Raw genomic sequence first — 17798 nt, forward strand, 5'->3', positions numbered from 1 at the left:
ACGGGGCCGAGGAACCGACCGTGATCGGGCCAATGTAAGTGAAGACGCCCCTCTTGGCGATTCGGTTCACCGGACGGTGTCGGCGCGGTTTCGGGCCGGGATCCTCCTGGTCACTCGCGGCCGACGTCGCGGTGAACGACGTTGACGTCCACCCCTTGTCCGCGCAGTCTCTCGGCGAACTGCTCCGCCATGGCCACGCTGCGATGCTTACCCCCGGTACAGCCCACGGCCAGGGTCATGTAGTGCTTGCCCTCGCGCTGGTAGCCGGCGATGGTCAGCTTGAGGACCTCGACATAGGCCTCCAACATCTCCTTGGCGCCGTCCTGGGAGAGGACGTAGTCGCGCACCGGCTCGTCACGCCCGTTCATGGGCCTGAGCTCGGGCACCCAGTGGGGGTTGGGCAGGAAACGACAGTCCAACACCAGGTCGGCGTCGACCGGCAGACCGTGCTTGAACCCGAAGGAGACCACGTTGGCGCGGGTGCGCGCCTCGTCGCTCTCCCCGAAGAACCCGATCACCCTCGCCTTGAGCTGGTGCACGTTGAGCTGGGAGGTGTCGATGACCAGGTCGGCCTCGCCCCGGATCGCGAGCAGGGTCTCGCGCTCACGGACGATCCCGTCGGTCAGACGTCCCTCGGCCTGCAGGGGGTGGGGCCGGCGCACCCCCTCGAATCGACGGACCAGGGCCTCGTCGGAGGCCTCCAGGAACAGCACGCGCGCGGTCATGTCGCGCTTGCGCAACTCCTCGACCGTGGACAGCAGGTCCTCGGTGAAGGCCAGCGAACGCACGTCCACCACCACCGCCACCCGCGGTACCGCACCGTGGGTGCGGCCCGCCAGCTCGATCATCGTCGGCAACAGCCCCGGCGGCAGGTTGTCCACCACGAACCAGTCCAGGTCCTCCAGCGCCCTGGCCGCCGTACTGCGTCCCGCACCGGACATGCCGGTGACGACGACCACCTCGGGTGGAAGTACCCCACCCAGTTCGACCGTCATTTGTCTCCTCCCCCGTCGGTACTCTGCTCTGCCGTCGCCCCCGGGCCCTTCCCACCCTGTCCGGCGGGGCCACCGGACAGGTGCGCGTGTACCGCCTCTGCCAGCTTGGCACCGATTCCGGGAACGGCCGCGATCTCCTCGGCATCGGCCTCGGCCAATCTTTTCACCGAGCCGAACTCCTTGATGAGCGCGCTCCGCCGGGCCGGGCCCAGCCCGGGCAGCTCGTCCAGGCTGCTGCCGGTGAGCGCCTTGGCACGCTTTTGCCGGTGGTAGCGGATGGCGAACCGGTGGGCCTCGTCGCGCACCCGTTGGAGCAGGTAGAGCCCCTCCCCGTTGCGCGGAAGGATCACCGGATCCTCGTCGTCGGGAAGCCACACCTCCTCCAGCCGCTTGGCCAGACCGCACACGGCCACGTCCTCGATGCCCAGTTCGTCCAGGGCCCGCCGGGCCGCCTCGGCCTGGGGCCGGGCACCGTCCACCACCACCAGGTTGGGCGGATAGGCGAACTTGCCGGGCACCGGCTCGCCCTCGGCCTGGTCCGGCGGGGCGCCATGGTCGCCGGTCTCACCCATGCGGGCGAGTTCACCGGCCTTGGAGCTCTCCTCCAGGTAACGGCGGAACCGACGCTTGACCACCTCGTACATGGCCGCCACGTCGTGCAGTTCCCTCCCGCCCTCGCCGCTGCCGCGCACCGAGAAGCGCCGGTACTCGGACTTGCGCGCCAGCCCGTCCTCGAACACCACCATGGAGGCGACCACGTGTTCACCCTGCAGGTTGGAGATGTCGAAGCACTCGATGCGCAGCGGGGCCTCGGTCAGGTCCAGGGCCTCCTGGATCTCGTTGAGGGCCCGAGAACGCGTGCTCAGGTCGCCGGCACGGTGCGTCTTGTGCCGGGCCAGTGCCTCCTTGGCGTTCTTGTCGACCGTCTCCATGAGGGACTTCTTGTCGCCCCGTCGCGGCACCCGAAGGTCCACCGTGGAACCGCGGTGTCCGGACAGCCATCGGGCGACGGCGTCTTGGTCGACGGGTTCGTGGGAGACCAGGACCTCGCGCGGCACCGAGGTACCCGTGCCCTCGGTCTCCTCCCCACCGTCCAGGCCGCCGTAGATCTGACGCAGGAAGGTCTGCATGAGATCGCCGGAGTCGGCGTCGGTGACCCGGTCGACCACGTACCCGCGTCGACCACGGATCCGGCCGCCGCGCACGTGGAAGATCTGGACCGCGGCCTCCAACGGGTCCTCGGCCATGGAGATGACATCGCAGTCGGTGGAGTCGGGCAGGACCACGGCCTGCTTCTCCAGGGCGGCGCGCAGGGCCTCGATGTCGTCGCGGATCCGCGCGGCCCGCTCGTACTCCTGTTCCTTGGCCGCCTCCTTCATCCGGCCCTCCAGGTCGCGGATGAAGCGTCCGGTGTCCCCGGCCATGAACGAACAGAAGTCCTCGGCCAGGTCACGGTGTTCCTCGGGTGTGGCCTTTCCCACGCATGGGGCGACGCACTTGCCGATGTACCCGAGCAGGCAGGGCCGGCCGCTGTTGCGCGCCCCCCGGAACACCCCGGCGGAGCAGGTGCGCACCGGAAAGACCCGCAGCATCAGGTCGACGGTCTCGCGGATGGCCCAGGCGTGCGAGTACGGGCCGAAGTACCGCACCCCCTTGCGTTTGGCTCCGCGCATCACCTGTACTCGTGGGAACTCCTCGTTGAGGGTCACCGCCAGGTAGGGGTAGCTCTTGTCGTCGCGGTACTTGACGTTGAAGCGCGGGTTGTACTGCTTGATCCAGGAGTACTCCAGCTGAAGCGCCTCGACCTCGGTACCGACGATGGTCCAGTCCACGTCGGCGGCGGTGGAGACCATCTGCTGGGTGCGCGGGTGCAGCCCCGCGAAGTCACGGAAGTAGGAGGACAGGCGTGACCGCAGGTTCTTGGCCTTGCCCACGTAGATGACGTGGCCGGCGGTGTCCTTGAATCGGTAGACGCCCGGTTCGGTCGGGATCGATCCTGGTGCCGGTCGCAGGTGAGGAGTCGCAGCCATGCCCCCATTCTGGTGGGTCGCGAGGACAGACGGCCACCTGCCCGACGTCCGAGGGCCCACCTACCTCCGCGAATCACAATGATCGTTCACTCAAACGTCACGATTGAGTATCCACATGCCCTAAGTTGGGCGAGTAACTCAGCAACTTCCCGACATTGACGACAAGGAGGTCCACGCCGTGACCGTTGCGCACTGGATCGCGATCGGCATCGCCGTCGCGGTCTCCATGGCCCTCGTCTTCGTGCTGCACTGGGTGCTCAACCACAAGTTGGGCAAGATCTGGCCGATGGCCCGCTACGTGGTCTCGCGTTCGGCCGTGACCGCCTACACCGCGGCCGCGGTGGTCGGCGCGAACCTGGCCCTGCCCAGCGTGGGCGACGTGGGTTGGAGCACCTACTCCACCATCGAACACGCGATGCGGATCCTGATGATCGGCTCGCTGACCGCGTTGGGCCTCAGCCTGGCCTACGCCGCCACCGACATGGTGTTGCAGCGCCTGTCCGTCAGCAACGGCGACGCCGACCGCCGCGCCCGCAGGCTCCAGACCCAGGTCCGCCTGCTGCGCCGCGTCGTCACGTCCATCATCGTGGTCCTGGCGATCGCCGCCATCCTCTTCACCTTCGACTCCGTGCGCGCTCTGGGGGCCGGACTCCTGGCCTCGGCCGGTGTCATCGGTATCGTCGCCGGTGTCGCCGCGCAGTCGACCCTGGGCAACCTGTTCGCCGGACTCCAGCTGGCCTTCAGCGACGCCCTGCGCATCGGCGACGTCGTCGTGGTCGAGGGCGAATGGGGCCGGGTCGAGGAACTGAGCCTGGTCAACGTCACCATCAAGATCTGGGACGAGCGCCGACTGGTGGTCCCGGTCCTCAACTTCACCACGACCAGCTTCGAGAACTGGACCAAGTCCGGCACCAACATCACCGCCAAGGTCGAGTTCCCCCTGGACTGGGAGGTGCCCATCGCCGAACTCCGCGAGGAGGCCGGCAAGCTCATCACCTCCAGCAAGAACTGGGACGGCCGCAGCTGGTCCTGCCAGGTCGTGAACATCAGCGAGTCCGGTGAGGTCGTGGTCCGCGTGGTCGCCACCGCCGCCGACACCGGCGGTCAGTGGAACGTCGCCTGCGAGATCCGCGAGCACCTCGTCACCTGGTTGGCCACGCACTACCCGCAGTCGCTGCCGCGCAAGCGCACCGAGTTCGTCTCCAGCGGCGAAGAGGAAGAGTCCGACTACGCCGCGCGGTTCCCCACCTCGGCCTTCCGCCGTGCCACCGCCGCCTCAGGCGCCGTGCACCAGAGCAACGGCGACGCACGCTCGGGGGACCCGGAAGAGGCCTGAGCCCCCGCGTCCTCTCGAACATGAGGGAGCCCCGCCCGGTCACATCCGGTCGGGGCTCCCTCATGTCGGATCCGAGATCCGCTAATCCAGGATGATGTCGGTGCCGTCGATGGTGACGGTGAACGGCTCCAGGGGGTCCCGGGCGGGCCCGGCCACCGGTTCGCCTGAGGTGTAGTCGAACTCGCTGCCGTGGCACAGGCACCGGATCAGCTCCTCGTCCACCTCCTGGACCGTGCAACCACCGTGGGTGCAGGCGGCGTCGAAGGCCTTGAACTCACCCTTCTCCGGCTGGGTCACCACCAGTTTGCTGTGGCTGAACACCGTTCCGCCGCCCTCGGGAACCTCGGTGGTCTGGCCGATCACCTGGCCGCGGCGCACCTCCTGCGGTTCGGGAGGTTCCCCGCAGGCGCTCACGGCACCGACGGCCGTGGCCGCGCCCGCCGCACCGAGCAGACGTCGCCTGCTCATCCCGCACCCGCATGTCCTCATTCCGGCCACGACCGAACGCTCCTCACCTGCGCCTGAAAGTCCACTACGAACTGTAGTAGCTCAGGTGGGGTGCCCCGTCCCGGCCCCCGCTCGGCGACGGCCTCAGAGCATCTTGGCGAGGAAGCGTCCGGTGTAGGACTCCGCGACCGCGCCGACCTCCTCCGGGGTGCCCTGCGCGACCACCAGGCCACCGCCGGAGCCGCCCTCGGGGCCCATGTCGATGACGTGGTCGGCGGTCTTGATCACGTCGAGGTTGTGCTCGATGACGATCACGGTGTTGCCGCTCTCGGTGAGCCTGTCGAGCACGCCCAGCAGCTTGCGGATGTCCTCGAAGTGCAGACCCGTGGTGGGCTCGTCCAGCACGTACACGGTCTTGCCGGTGGATCGGCGCTGCAGCTCGGAGGCGAGCTTGACCCGCTGGGCCTCACCGCCGGAGAGCGTGGTGGCGGGCTGCCCCAACCGCACGTACCCCAGGCCGACGTCCACGAGCGTCTGCAGGTGGCGCCGGATCGCGTTGATCGGCTCGAAGAACTCCAGGGCCTCGGCGATCGGCATCTCCAACACCTCGGAGATGTTCTTGCCCTTGTACTTCACCTGCAGGGTCTCCCGGTTGTACCGGGCGCCGTGGCACACCTCGCAGGGCACGTACACGTCGGGCAGGAACTGCATCTCGATCTTGAGCGTGCCGTCACCGGAGCAGGACTCGCAGCGTCCGCCCTTGACGTTGAAGGAGAACCGGCCCGGCTGGTAGCCGCGTGTCTTGGCGTCGGTGGTCTGCGCGAACAGCTTGCGCACGTGGTCGAAGACCCCGGAATAGGTGGCCGGGTTGGAGCGCGGGGTACGACCGATGGGGCTCTGGTCGACGTGCACCACCTTGTCGACCTTGCCCATCCCGTTGACCCGCAGGTGCCGCCCGGGCACGTCGCGGGCGCCGTTGAGCTCCTTGGCCAACGCCTTGTACAGGATCTCGTTGACCAGCGTGGACTTGCCCGAACCGGACACCCCGGTGACGGCGGTGAACACGCCCAGCGGAAAGGTGACGTCGATGCCCTCCAGGTTGTTCTCCCGGGCCCCGCGCACCACCAACTCGTGCCCCTTGGTCAGGGGACGACGCTTCTCGGGCAACTCGATGACGCGCCGTCCCGACAGGTAGTCGCCGGTCAGCGAGTCGGTGGCGGTGTAGAGCTCGTCGACGATGCCGGAGACCACCACGTGCCCGCCGTGCTCGCCGGCGCCGGGGCCGATGTCGACGATCCAGTCGGCGGCTCGGATGGTGTCCTCGTCGTGCTCGACCACGATGAGGGTGTTGCCGATGTCGCGCAGCCGCTGCAGGGTCTCCAACAGGCGGGCGTTGTCGCGCTGGTGCAGCCCGATGGAGGGCTCGTCCAGGACGTAGAGGACACCCACCAGGCCGGAGCCGATCTGGGTCGCCAGACGGATGCGCTGGGCCTCACCACCCGACAGCGAACCCGAGGAGCGGGCCAGGCTGAGGTAGTCCAGCCCCACGTCCAGCAGGAAGCCCAGGCGGGCGTTGATCTCCTTGAGCACCTGCGCGGCGATGACCATGTCGCGGTCCGAAAGCCTCAGGTCGGCCAGGAAGGCGGCGCTCTCGCTCAGCGACATCGAGGCGACGTCGGCGATGGACCTGCCGCCGATCGTCACCGCGCGCACCACCGGCTTGAGCCGGGTGCCCTCGCAGGTGGGGCAGGGCACGCTGCGCATGTAGCCTTCGAGGCGCTCACGGGTGTGGTCGCTCTCCACCTCGGAGTGACGACGCTTCACCCAGGGCACCACGCCCTCGAACTCGGTGTAGTAGGAGCGGCTGCGCCCGTACCGGTTGCGGTAGCTCACGTGGACCTGGGTGTCGTGCCCCTCCAGGATGGCCTTGCGGGCCTGCCGGGGCAGTCGCTCCCAGGCGGTGTCGGTGTCGAAGCCGATGGCCTCGCCCAGGGCCTTGAGGATGCGTTCCCAGTAACCGCCGTTCGGGCCGCCCGACCAGGGGGCGATGGCGCCGTCGGCGAGCGTCTTCTCCGGGTCGGGCACGAGCAGGTCGCCGTCGACCTCCATGCGGGTGCCCAGACCGGAGCAGTCGGGGCAGGCGCCGTAGGGGGCGTTGAAGGAGAAGGAACGCGGTTCGAGCTGCTCGAAGGACAGGTCGTCGTAGGGGCAGTACAGGTGCTCGGAGAAGACCTTCTCCCGCTCGGGGTCGTCGTTCTCCAGGTCGACGAAGTCCAGGACGATGGTGCCCCCGGCCAGCTTCAGCGCCGTTTCGACCGAGTCGGTGAGTCGACCCAGGGATCCGGGCTTGACGCTGAGACGGTCCACGACCACGGAGATCTCGTGCTTGTCGTAGCGTCCCAGCTTGGGCGTCTCGTCCAGGCGCACCGCCCGGCCGTCGACCATGGCGCGGGTGAAGCCCTTGGACTGCAGGTCCTTGAAGAGTTCGACGTACTCGCCCTTACGGCCGCGCACGACCGGGGCGAGCACCTGGAAACGGGTGCCCTCGGTCATCTCCATGACCCGATCGACGATCTGCTGAGGGCTCTGCCGGGCGATCTCGCGGTGGCACTCTGGGCAGTGCGGCACGCCCACGCGCGCCCACAACAGGCGCAGGTAGTCGTAGACCTCGGTGATGGTCCCCACCGTGGAACGCGGGTTGCGGCTGGTGGACTTCTGGTCGATGGAGACCGCGGGCGAGAGGCCCTCGATGAAATCGACGTCGGGTTTGTCCATCTGTCCGAGGAACTGACGGGCGTACGCCGACAGTGACTCGACATAGCGGCGCTGGCCCTCGGCGAAGATCGTGTCGAAGGCGAGTGAGGACTTGCCCGAGCCGGAGAGGCCCGTGAACACGATCATGGAGTCGCGGGGCAGATCCAGGGAGACGTCCTTGAGGTTGTGCTCCCGTGCTCCACGGACCACCAGTTGTTCGACCATCGAGTGAGACATCCTTCGCGGTACGGCGGTCGCAGGCCCGTCCGGGCCATGGCGGGGATGTGGGGAGGGGGTCACCTCCCCCGTCCGCCAAGACTAACGATCGCCCGTGACGGTTTCTTCCACCAAGCAGAAGTGGTGGTGGCCATGACGCGTCGGCGTCAGACCACCACCACTATAGACGAACAACCGTTCGAATATCTGGGGTTCTTTGAAGTTCTCCAGGGCCCTCAGGACCGGTCGGCGGAGCTGTCCGTCTCCACCTCGGCCCGCTTGTCCTTGCCCTCGTCCGAGCGCGACTTGATCAGGCTGCCGATGATGGTGATGGTCATGATGCCCAGGATGACGGTCAGCGAGGTGCCGATACCGACCTCGATGACGTGCACGCCGTTCTCGTGCAGCGCGTGCAGGATCATCTTCACGCCGATGAAGACCATGATCGCCGACAGGCCCCAGCTGATGTAGGCCAGGCGGTCCATGAGACCGGCCAGGAGGAAGTACAGCTGACGCAGACCCATCAGGGCGAAGGCGTTGGCGGTGAAGACGATGTAGGCGTCCTGGGTCAGACCGAAGATCGCCGGGATGGAGTCGACGGCGAAGACCAGGTCGATGACACCGATCGCGACGATCACCAGCAGCATCGGGGTCACGTGACGACGGCCGTCGAGCTTCACGGTCATCTTGGCGTCGTGGTAGTCGTTCGTCACCGGCCAGAAACGCTTGACCAGGCGGACCACCGGGGTCTGCGTGAAGTCCTTGTCGTCCTCGTCACCCTTGAGGTGGTCCCGGATGATCTTGTAACCGGTGTAGATGAGGAAGACGCCGAAGAGGTAGAAGACCTCGCTCCAGGCGTTGATGACCTGGGCGCCCAGGACGATGAAGATGCCGCGCATCACGATCGCGATGACGATGCCGACCAGCAACACCTCGTGCTGGTACTTCTTGGGCACCGCGAAGCCCGTCAACAACAGATAGAAGACGAACAGGTTGTCGATGCTCAGGCTTTTCTCGGTGACGAAGCCGGCGAAGTACTCGGCACCCGCGGTGCCACCGCCGAAGTACATGACACCGAAACCGAAGACCACGGCGAGGCCGATGTAGAAGACCGCCCACCAGCCGGCCTGCTTCATCCCGAATTCCATCGGGCCCTTGGTCTTACTCCAGGGACGGTCGACGATGATCAGATCCACGGCAAGGATCAGGATCATGGCCGCGATGGTGGCAGCCCAGACCCACAGGGGAACGTTCACTGACGGATTCTCCTCCGGTCGGTGCGCGCGAGCGTTGTGCGCGCACGAAAACTAACCGGAGGTCTCTCCCGCCCGCACCTCAAAGGTGTGGACCGACGGAACCGGGAACACAACGTTGTGGTCCGTGATGACGGCGCCGCCGCGACAGGGATACTCCCCTCACGTGGTGAAGCAGGCGCAAGAAGCGCACCAACAAAGGGTACGCCATCCGAGCCGGTCCTCAGGATGCCATGAACCACACCCGGGGGGAAGTCGCCCCGACGGTGGTAACGACCATTCCGGAGAGCCATATCCCCCTTGCCGAACGCCCTCACCATCGGGCCACCGTCTTGTAGATCGAACACACCGACTCCAACACGTCCTCCTCCGTGGGCAACGACCGCGCCGCCTCGCGTGAACGCGCGCGCAGGTCGTCGGCGAGCCCGGGATCGTCGAGCACCCGCCCGACCGCGGCGGCGAACGCCCTAGGGTCCCCGGGCGGCACCATCAGCACCGTGCCCGCGTACAGATCGGGAATGCCGCCCACCCGGGTGGCCACCACCGGCAGACCGGCCCGCAAAGCCTCCATGATCACCAGGGAAGGACCCTCCCAGCGGCTGGTGAGACAGAACACGTCGGCGGCGGCCAACAGGTCCGCCACGTCGTCACGACGACCCAACATGCGCACGTCCGCGTCCATCTCCGCGGCCACGTCGTGCAACTCTCCCCACAACGGTCCGTCCCCGGCGATCACCACCACCGGTTCGGGCGTCCGGCCGGCGAGCGTCGACGCCGCGTCCAGCAGCATGTCGATCCCCTTCTGCTCGGCCAGACGCGCCACCGTGAGCAGCAATGGTCTCTCCGGTGAAACCGCCAGGTCGCGGCGGGTCTCCTCACGGCCCTTGAGCTCCCGCCCCGTCCCCGGCGCCGCCACCACCGCCATGCGCGCGCCCTCGGCCCCCGCCGCCCGCAACCGCTCCACCAGGTCACCGGAGACCCCCAGCACGGCGTCGGCGCGCAACGCCACGATCCGCTCCAGCACCGGATAGACCGCGGCCGGCGGCCCTTCCGTCCGGGGCGGCCCGTTGTGCGCTGTCACCACCAGCGGACGCGCCCCGGCCAGGGCGCACAGGGCACCGGCGCGCAGACCGTGCGCGTGCACCACGTCCGCACCACCGAGCACGGCCCGCAACCGCAGTACCGCCCCGGGGTCGGACCATGAGGGCCCCGTGCCGATCCGCACCGGCGAGAACCGCATCCCGGCCTCGGTGAAACCGAACTCCCGCTCGACCTCGGGCGGGCCGACCACCGCCACCCGGTATCCGCGTCTGAGCAACCCCGCCCCCAACGAGCGCACATGGCGGCCCACACCTCCGGTACTGGTCCCGACCACCAGCGCGATCCTGCCGTTCACCGTGTCCCCCTCCTGCGTTCGAGTACCTTCCGGGCCCGACCGCTCACCACGCGCACCGCCGACCGGTCCAACAGGGCCACGACCGCGCCGAACACCACCAGCGCCGCCCCGCCCGACACCAGCGCCGTCCCCACGGCCGCCCAGACCCCGGTCGGCGCCGACACCGCGGCCACCGCCCTACCCGCGACCGCGCCGACCACCCCGGCCGGCACCGCCGCCGCCAACGAACGTGACAGTCCGGCCAGACTGTCACGTCCGTGCACACTCATCACCGCGGCGCACAGCAGCACCGCGGCCAGCCCCGTACCGACGGTGGTGGCGGAGCCCAACCCCGTGATCGCCCACCCGGCCGGCAACGCCCACACCAGGGCACAAGAGCACACCATGACCACCAGCCACCCCGTGACCTGCGCGATGGCGGCCCGCCTGCCGTCGTGGGAGGCGTACAGGGCCCGGCTCAGCAGCGCCACCAGCGCGAAACCCACCACCCCGGGCGCGTAGGCGAGCAGCCCTCGTTCCAAGGGCAGGGGATCGACCCGGGCCAGGACCGTCGCGAGCGGACCGGCCGCCGCGGCCAGCGCGGTGCCCGCCGCGGCGGTGATCACCACCACGGCCCTGACCCCACCCGCCAGCAAGCGGGCGAACCGGGACCGGTCGTGTTCGGCGTGCGCCACCGCCAGTTCGGTGAAGGCACTGGTGGCCACGGGCACCGCGATCACCCCGTAGGGCAGGGTGAACAGCGCCCACGCGTAGCTGTGGTGCACCGCCGCACCCGCTCCCCCACCCCGGTTGGCCAACACCACCGCCAACAGGAGCGACGCCTGCATCACCACCAACGGCAGCAGGGAGGCGGTGGCCAGGGACCGCACCCGCTCCCCCACCCCGGGCGGGAAGGTCAGGCGTGCCCTGAGACGGATCCCCAGGCCCCGGGCGGACACCAGCGCCGTGACGAACAGGGCCACCACCCCCGCCGTGGTCCCCAACGAGAGCGTGAGTTCGGCGCCGAGGGGCAGGGTTTGCGGTTCCTGACGGTGTCCGGCCCCCAAGGGAACGAAGGCCAGGTAGGCGGCGACCACCACCAGACTGGAGACCAACGGGGCCAGGGCCGGACCGAGGAAGCGCCGATGGGCCTGCGCCACCCCGAAGAGCACGGCGGCCAGCCCGTAGAAGACGACCTGCGGGGCGAACACCACGAGCATGCGCGCGGCCAGGGAGATCAACGCGGCGCCATCACACCCCAGGCCCGTCCCCAACATCAGCGTCATCGCCGGCACCGAGGCCAGGGCCAACAGGGCGGCCAGCGGCAGGGAGAGCAGCAGGACCCAGGTGACCAGCGCGGAAACGGTGTGCCGCACCTGTTCATGTTCGTCCCGCCGGACCGCCACCGCCAGGACGGGGACCACCATGGCGGTCAGGGCCCCACCGATGACGATCTCGAACAGAACCGCCGGCAGCTGGTTCGCCGTGACGTAGGCGGTGCCCAGACAGGTGTCACCGACCGTCTGGGAGAAGACGACGGTACGACCGAAACCCGCCGACCTCGCCCCCACGGTGACCACGGCGATGAGCGCGGCCGCCGTGGCCACACCACGGGTCATGTCGGCGACCGACCCCAGTGGTCCAGGCGGCGCAACAGCGGCACACGGTCGATCACCCGGGAGAAGCCGGTGACCTCACCGGCCAGGGTCAGGGCGCTCACGCCACCGAGCAGGGCCAGCCGGACCGGTCGCGGGGCCCGCACCACGGCGGCCACCCCCAGCGCGGCGCCCAAGGCGTTGGCGCCCGTGTCGCCGAGCATGGAACGTTCGGCCAGTTCGTCGGGGAGCAGGGCGATGGAGGCCCCCACCAACGGGCCGACCAGCGGTGCGGCCGGGGTGGTCAGCGCCGGGGCGGCGGCCAGCAGGGCGAACTTCACCGCGCGCCCGGGGCGCAGGTCGAACAGGTTGACCAGGTTGGCGCCGGCCGCGATCAAGGCCCCGTCGACCAGGGTGTCGGCCGGGCCCCGCCGCAGCAGCGACGCGGCGGCCACACCGGTGGCGCCGATGCCCGCCATCTTGACCGCTCCGGTGGTGACGCGGCCTCGGGCCAGCGCACCCAGGTGGCCGCGCAGGCCCTTGGTCTCGGCCGAGCCGGACAGGTCGTCGTACGCGCCGAAGGCGGCGGCACCGGCGGCGGCCAGCGTCGAGGCGGCCCGCACCCTCGGGTCGGTTCCGGGGGTCAGGGCCATGGCCGCGCACATCCCCGACGCCAACGCGGTCCCCGCTTGCAGGGTGACGGTACGACCGCGGAAGTTCACCCGCTCCCAAAGATGGTCGCGGCGCCGTGTCAGCCACCGGTAGGCGCAGTGGGCGGACAGGCCTCCCAGGGCGGCGCCGGTCAGTCCGCGCACGGCGTTCACTCCGTGGTCCTGGCCGCCGCGTCGGCCTCGATCTCCGAGGGCGCGTCCCCACTCCTGGCTTCGGGCAGGGGTTCGGGAAGGAACCCGGAGGCTCCCTCACCCACGCCGTAGGCACCACGGCCACCGTCCAGGGCCTCGGCCAGGGCCAGGGCGACGACCACGTCACCGGCGGGGCGGCCCGCCACGTCCACGGTGCTGTAGGAGGCGTCCTCGGCCAGGGCTCGGGCGATGACCCCGCCCTCGTGCGCGGCCTCGGTACCTCCGGCCAGGACCGTCGCCCCCACTTGGCGGTTCATCGCCCCGGTGAGCGCGAGCAACGCCGTGGTCGCGGACTCGGCCTCCTCCTCGGCCGGCCCGGTGGGGGCCACCACGATCAGGGCCCGTGCGGCGGTCGCGGGCGAACCCTGCACGGTGATCAGGCCGCCCTCCTCGAAGGCGGCCAGGGTCGCGGCGGCGTGTCCGCCCTCGTCATCGTCCTGTCGAACCACCAGGGCCCGCCCCAGTTCCGCGCCCGCCTTGTCGTGGGCCCCACCGGTCAGCTCCGTGGGAGCGTCGGAGACCTGTAGGGCGAGTTCGTCGACGAAGGTGGCCCCGTCCTCGGCCAGGAGCGCGTCCCGTATCAGCACACGCCCGGTGACCTCGGCGCCGGCCTCCTCGGCCCGCTCCCCCAACCCGTGCACCACGTCCTCGTCGACCCCGGGCGCGGTGACCACTACCAGCTCCACACCCTTGAGCCGGTCGGTGAGCACCTCACCGGCGGTGGCCCGCGCCAACTGGTCCGCGCCGGCGTTGAGCAGTTCGGCCTCGTCGCGTTCGACGCGCAGGTCCTCGCTCTGGCCGCGCAGGTCCGCGGTCTCGGACTGCATCGACTCCAGCAGAGGATCCTGGAGCATGGTGGTGCCCAGCACGAGTCCGACCGTCAGGGCCAGGAACACCGCGACGATGGACACCAGGTGGTAACGGAAGTCGATCACGTGAACAGCCCCATCGACGAATAGGCGAACGCGTCCCAACGCGCCGCCAGGAAGGTGAGGTAGACCTGGCCGGCCGGTGAGCAGTACGCGGCGACCACGATGGTGAGCAGGCAGGCGGCCACCATCGCCAGCAGCGCCCACGGGGAGATGCGCGAGCGGTACAGCCGGCTCACGCCCTTGGCGTCGACGAGCTTGCCGCCCACCCGCAATCGGGTCAGGAAGGTACTGGCCATGCCCGCTCGTCCCTTGTCCAGGAACTCCTCCAGGGTGGCGTGGGCGCCCACCGCCACGATGAGGGCGGCCCCGGCGCCGTCGGCGAGCATCATCGCCACGTCCTCGCTGGTGCCGGTGGCGGGGAAGACCACGGCCTTGTGGTCCAGGTCGCGCAGGCGTTGCAGTCCGGGCGCGCGCCCGTCACGGTAGGCGTGCACCACGAGTTCGGCGCCGCTGTCCAGGGCCCGGTCGGAGACGGAGTCGAAGTCCCCGACGATGATGTCGGGTCGGTACCCGGCCTCCATGACCGCGTCGGCGCCGCCGTCCACACCGACGATGACCGGACGGAACTCGCGGATGTAGGGGCGCAGCGCCGCGAGGTCCTCCCGGTAGTGGTACCCGCGCACCACGATGAGCACGTGGCGGCCCTCCATGGCGGTGCCGATCACGGGGATGCCGATACCGTCCAACAGCAGGTCGCGTTCGCGTTGGAGGTAGGCCATGGTGTTGGCGGCGAAGGCCTCCAGCTGAGTGGCCAGCCCGGCGCGGGCGAGTTCCATGGCGGCGTCGACCGAGGCCCGATCCTGGCGGGTCCCGCGCGCCACCACCTCTTCGCCCCGGTACAGGGTGTCGTCCTCCAGGCGCAGCCGTTCGCCCTCGCGCACGCGGGTGAACACCTCGGGGTCGACGTCGTCGATCAGGGGGATGCCCGCGCCCACGAGGAGTTCGGGCCCTTGGTTGGGGTAGCGACCACTGATGCCGGGGGCCACGTTGACCACGGCGGCCACACCGCAACCCACGAGCGCTTCCGCGCTGACCCGGTCCAGGTCGACGTGGTCGATCACGGCGATGTCACCGGGACGCAGGCGCCTGGTCAGGTTCTTGGTTCGACGGTCCGAACGAACGGGAGCGACCAGCCCGGCGGGGGCTTCCACGCGTGGGCGGCGGAATCGCAGTACCTTCATCGCTGGCATACTGTCAGACTTCGCTCACCCGGAGTCACGACGGTCGACCGAACGGCGTTTTCAGGACAAAACACCGCCGATGCCCGGATTCCGGGCACCGGCGAAGGTCGAGCCGATCGTTCAGGCCGCCGGGTAGGCCCGCTCGGGGTCGGCGTTACCCAGCAACTCCTCGGCGTGCGCCCGCCCCAACTCCGAGTCCTCCAGACCCGCGAGCATCCGCGAGAGCTCACGCACACGGCCGGCCCGATCCAGCAGCACCACACCGCTCTCGATGACCAGACCCTCCGTGGACTTCTCCACCACCAGATGGGCGTCGGCGAACGCCGCCACCTGAGGCAGGTGCGTGACCACGATCACCTGGGCACGCTGGGCCAAGCGGGCCAGGCGCCGCCCGATCTCCACGGCCGCCTTACCACCCACGCCCGCGTCCACCTCGTCGAACACGAACGTGGGGACCGGGTCGGAGCCCGCGAAGACCACCTCGATGGCCAGCATCACCCGCGAGAGCTCACCACCGGAAGCGCCTTTGTTCAGCGGCAACGGAGGCGAACTCGGATGCGGGGCCAGCAGCAGTTCCACCTCATCGCGCCCGTGCGAACCGAACTCCTCACCGGTGGTGATGCGCACGCTCACCCGCGCGTGCGGCATCGCCAGCGCGATCAGCTCCTCGGTGACCGCCGTACCGAACCGCTCGGCCGCCACCTCACGGATCCCGGTGAGCTCACCGGCCGCCTCGTCCATACGGGCGGCCAGGTCCTCGGTCTCGGCGCGCAACGCGTCGATGCGCTCGTCGTCACCGTCCAGGTCCGCCAGCCGCTTGGCCGCGTTCTCCGCCCAGGTCAACACCTCATCGGTGGTCGCGCCGTACTTGCGCGAAAGCTGGGTGAGCAGGGAACGACGCTCCTGCACCTCCGCCAGCCTGCCCGGATCGGCGTCCACCGACTCCGAATAGGACGCCAGCTCGGTGGCGGCGTCGGTGATGATGTAGGACGCCTCGTCCAACCGGCCACCGATCGCGGCCAGGTCCGGGTCGTGCTCGCTGACCGAGGCCACCGCCTGACGCGCCGCCGACAACAACCCCACCACGTCGGCCTGCACCTCCGCGGCGGCAGGGTCCCCGGTGAGCGCCTCGTGCGCGGTGGTGGACGCCACCCGCAACCCGTCGGCGTGCGCCAACCGCGTCTCCTCGGCGAGCAACTCGGCGTCCTCACCCGGCAACGGCTCGGCGGCGGCGATCTCCTCCACCCCGAACCGGAGCAGGTCGGCCTCCTGGGCGCGCTCACGCGCCCGCTCCACCAACTCCTCCAGCTCGGCCGAGATCTCGCGGTGGCGCCGATAGGCCACCGAGTAACGCTTCATCGCCTTGGCCAACTCGTCACCGGCGAACCGGTCCAACGACGAACGCTGACGGTCCGAGCGCAGCAGACGCTGCTGGTCGGACTGACCGTGCACCGCCACCAGGTCATCGGCGAGGTAGGCCAACAGGCTCACCGGCGCGGAACGACCGCCCATGGTCGCGCGCGAACGCCCCTCCGCCGACACCGTCCGGTTCAGGATCAGTACGTCGTCGTCGATGTCGCCACCGGCCTCGAACACCCGGGTGGCCACCCGACCGCCCTCGGGCACCGTCAACCGACCCTCGACCACCGCCCGGTCGGCACCCGGCCGGACCCGCTGGGGATCGGCACGCCCACCGAAGAGCAGTCCCAGCCCCGTGACGACCATGGTCTTACCCGCGCCGGTCTCACCGGTGACCACGGTCAAACCCGGTGACAGCTCCAACACGGCGTCGTCGATGACACCGAGGCCTTGGATGCGGACTTCTTCGAGCACCGAACCCTCTCCTGCAATAGTCGTTCAACGTTCGCGACCGGCGCGTCCCCGCCACCCGGTGACCGGCAGACCGAACTTGGCCACCAACCGGTCGGTGAACGGCGCGCGATGCAGCCGGGCCAGACGAACAGGCGTATCGGCACGGGTGATCTCGATTCGTGCCCCCGCGGGCAATTCGACCATACGCCGTCCATCACACCAGAGCACGCCCGGCGTGGTGTCCGGCAACACCTCCAGCGCCACGGTCGCGTCCGGGCCCACCACCAGGGGGCGGGCGAACAAAGCGTGCGCGCTGATCGGCACGACCAGCAACGCCTCCACGTCCGGCCACACCACGGGACCACCCGCGGAGAAGGCGTGCGCGGTGGAACCGGTGGGGGTCGCGCACACCACACCGTCACAACCCCAGCTGGACAGGGGGCGCCCGTCCACCTCCAGGACCATCTCCAACATCCGGCGGGTGTCGGCCTTCTCCAAGGTCGCCTCGTTGAGCGCCCAGGAACGCACCGGGGGCGCCCCGTCACCACGGCCTCCGTTGAAGACCGCCACGTCCAGGGTCATGCGCTCCTCGACGACGTACTCGCGTCGGACCACACTGCGCACCGTGGCGCCCAGGTCCTCGCGTTCGGCCTCGGCAAGGAACCCGACGTGCCCGAGGTTGACCCCGAGCAGCGGCGCCCCGGCGGGGCGGGCGATCTCGGCCGCCCGCAAAAGGGTGCCGTCACCGCCCAGGACCATGACCAGTTCCACCCCCTCGGCGGCGTGGGGGCCCTCCACCGGTTCCACCGGGGACAACTCACAACCCTCGGCCGCCAGGTTCTCCAGCTCGCTCTTGAGCATGCGAACGGTCAGCCCGGCCCCGCTGAGCCTTTCGTGGACCAACCGTGCGCTGCGCACAGCCGCGGGTCTACCGGTATGGGCCAGCAGCAGAACACTGCGTCCGCCGGTCATCGCCGTCCCCTTACATTCACTCCCCGGTCGGGAGCAC

General features: G+C 69.6%; 13 protein-coding genes. 1 reads left to right on the forward strand and 12 read right to left on the reverse strand.

Features of this window, described 5'->3' with window-relative positions; translation table 11 throughout:
- Window positions 1–110: 110 nt before the first annotated feature.
- Window positions 111–995 (reverse strand): RNase adapter RapZ, encoded by an 885-nt coding sequence (gene rapZ, locus ACWGSK_RS15460; protein ID WP_358510552.1) that lies wholly within the window; start codon window positions 993–995, stop codon window positions 111–113.
- Window positions 992–3025 carry an excinuclease ABC subunit UvrC gene (uvrC, locus tag ACWGSK_RS15465; RefSeq protein ID WP_358510549.1) on the reverse strand — a complete coding sequence of 678 codons (2034 nt, stop codon included), beginning with the start codon at window positions 3023–3025 and terminating at the stop codon, window positions 992–994. The genes rapZ and uvrC overlap by 4 nt, the downstream gene beginning before the upstream one ends.
- Window positions 3026–3203: 178 nt before the next feature.
- Between uvrC and ACWGSK_RS15470 the strand changes: the two genes are divergently transcribed.
- Complete coding sequence (locus ACWGSK_RS15470) at window positions 3204–4361, forward strand: mechanosensitive ion channel family protein (protein WP_358510545.1); 1158 nt, start codon at window positions 3204–3206, stop codon at window positions 4359–4361.
- Window positions 4362–4442: 81 nt separating this feature from the next.
- Here the strand turns inward: ACWGSK_RS15470 and ACWGSK_RS15475 are convergent, their stop codons facing one another.
- From ACWGSK_RS15475 to ACWGSK_RS15520, 10 genes are all read right to left on the reverse strand, one after another.
- Window positions 4443–4829: a Rieske (2Fe-2S) protein gene (locus ACWGSK_RS15475; RefSeq protein ID WP_358510542.1), complete on the reverse strand. Its 387-nt coding sequence runs from the start codon at window positions 4827–4829 to the stop codon at window positions 4443–4445.
- A 123-nt stretch (window positions 4830–4952) separates the two neighbouring features.
- A complete protein-coding gene (gene uvrA, locus ACWGSK_RS15480; protein ID WP_358510539.1) occupies window positions 4953–7787 on the reverse strand; it encodes an excinuclease ABC subunit UvrA in 2835 nt (944 codons plus the stop codon).
- Window positions 7788–8014: 227 nt separating this feature from the next.
- Entirely contained in the window at window positions 8015–9034 is a 1020-nt protein-coding gene (locus ACWGSK_RS15485; RefSeq protein ID WP_358510536.1) for a TerC family protein, read from the reverse strand.
- Between the two features lie 310 nt (window positions 9035–9344).
- Complete coding sequence (locus tag ACWGSK_RS15490; protein ID WP_358510534.1) at window positions 9345–10427, reverse strand: glycosyltransferase family 4 protein; 1083 nt, start codon at window positions 10425–10427, stop codon at window positions 9345–9347.
- The gene (murJ, locus tag ACWGSK_RS15495; RefSeq protein ID WP_452456068.1) at window positions 10424–12025 is read right to left on the reverse strand and encodes a murein biosynthesis integral membrane protein MurJ; all 1602 of its coding nucleotides are present in this window, start codon (window positions 12023–12025) and stop codon (window positions 10424–10426) included. The genes ACWGSK_RS15490 and murJ overlap by 4 nt, the downstream gene beginning before the upstream one ends.
- Window positions 12022–12783: a hypothetical protein gene (locus tag ACWGSK_RS15500; RefSeq protein ID WP_452456083.1), complete on the reverse strand. Its 762-nt coding sequence runs from the start codon at window positions 12781–12783 to the stop codon at window positions 12022–12024. Before ACWGSK_RS15500 ends, murJ begins: the two co-directional genes overlap by 4 nt.
- Window positions 12784–12821: 38 nt before the next feature.
- A complete protein-coding gene (locus ACWGSK_RS15505; RefSeq protein WP_452456069.1) occupies window positions 12822–13799 on the reverse strand; it encodes a copper transporter in 978 nt (325 codons plus the stop codon).
- Window positions 13796–14968, reverse strand: coding sequence for a putative cytokinetic ring protein SteA (gene steA / locus ACWGSK_RS15510; protein WP_358510654.1), 1173 nt, complete (start codon window positions 14966–14968; stop codon window positions 13796–13798). Before steA ends, ACWGSK_RS15505 begins: the two co-directional genes overlap by 4 nt.
- Window positions 14969–15097: 129 nt before the next feature.
- Entirely contained in the window at window positions 15098–16810 is a 1713-nt protein-coding gene (gene recN / locus ACWGSK_RS15515; RefSeq protein WP_358510522.1) for a DNA repair protein RecN, read from the reverse strand.
- Between the two features lie 24 nt (window positions 16811–16834).
- Complete coding sequence (locus ACWGSK_RS15520; protein WP_358510519.1) at window positions 16835–17761, reverse strand: NAD kinase; 927 nt, start codon at window positions 17759–17761, stop codon at window positions 16835–16837.
- Window positions 17762–17798: the final 37 nt, after the last annotated feature.

It is taken from the genome of Nocardiopsis sp. NPDC055551 (assembly GCF_053619415.1).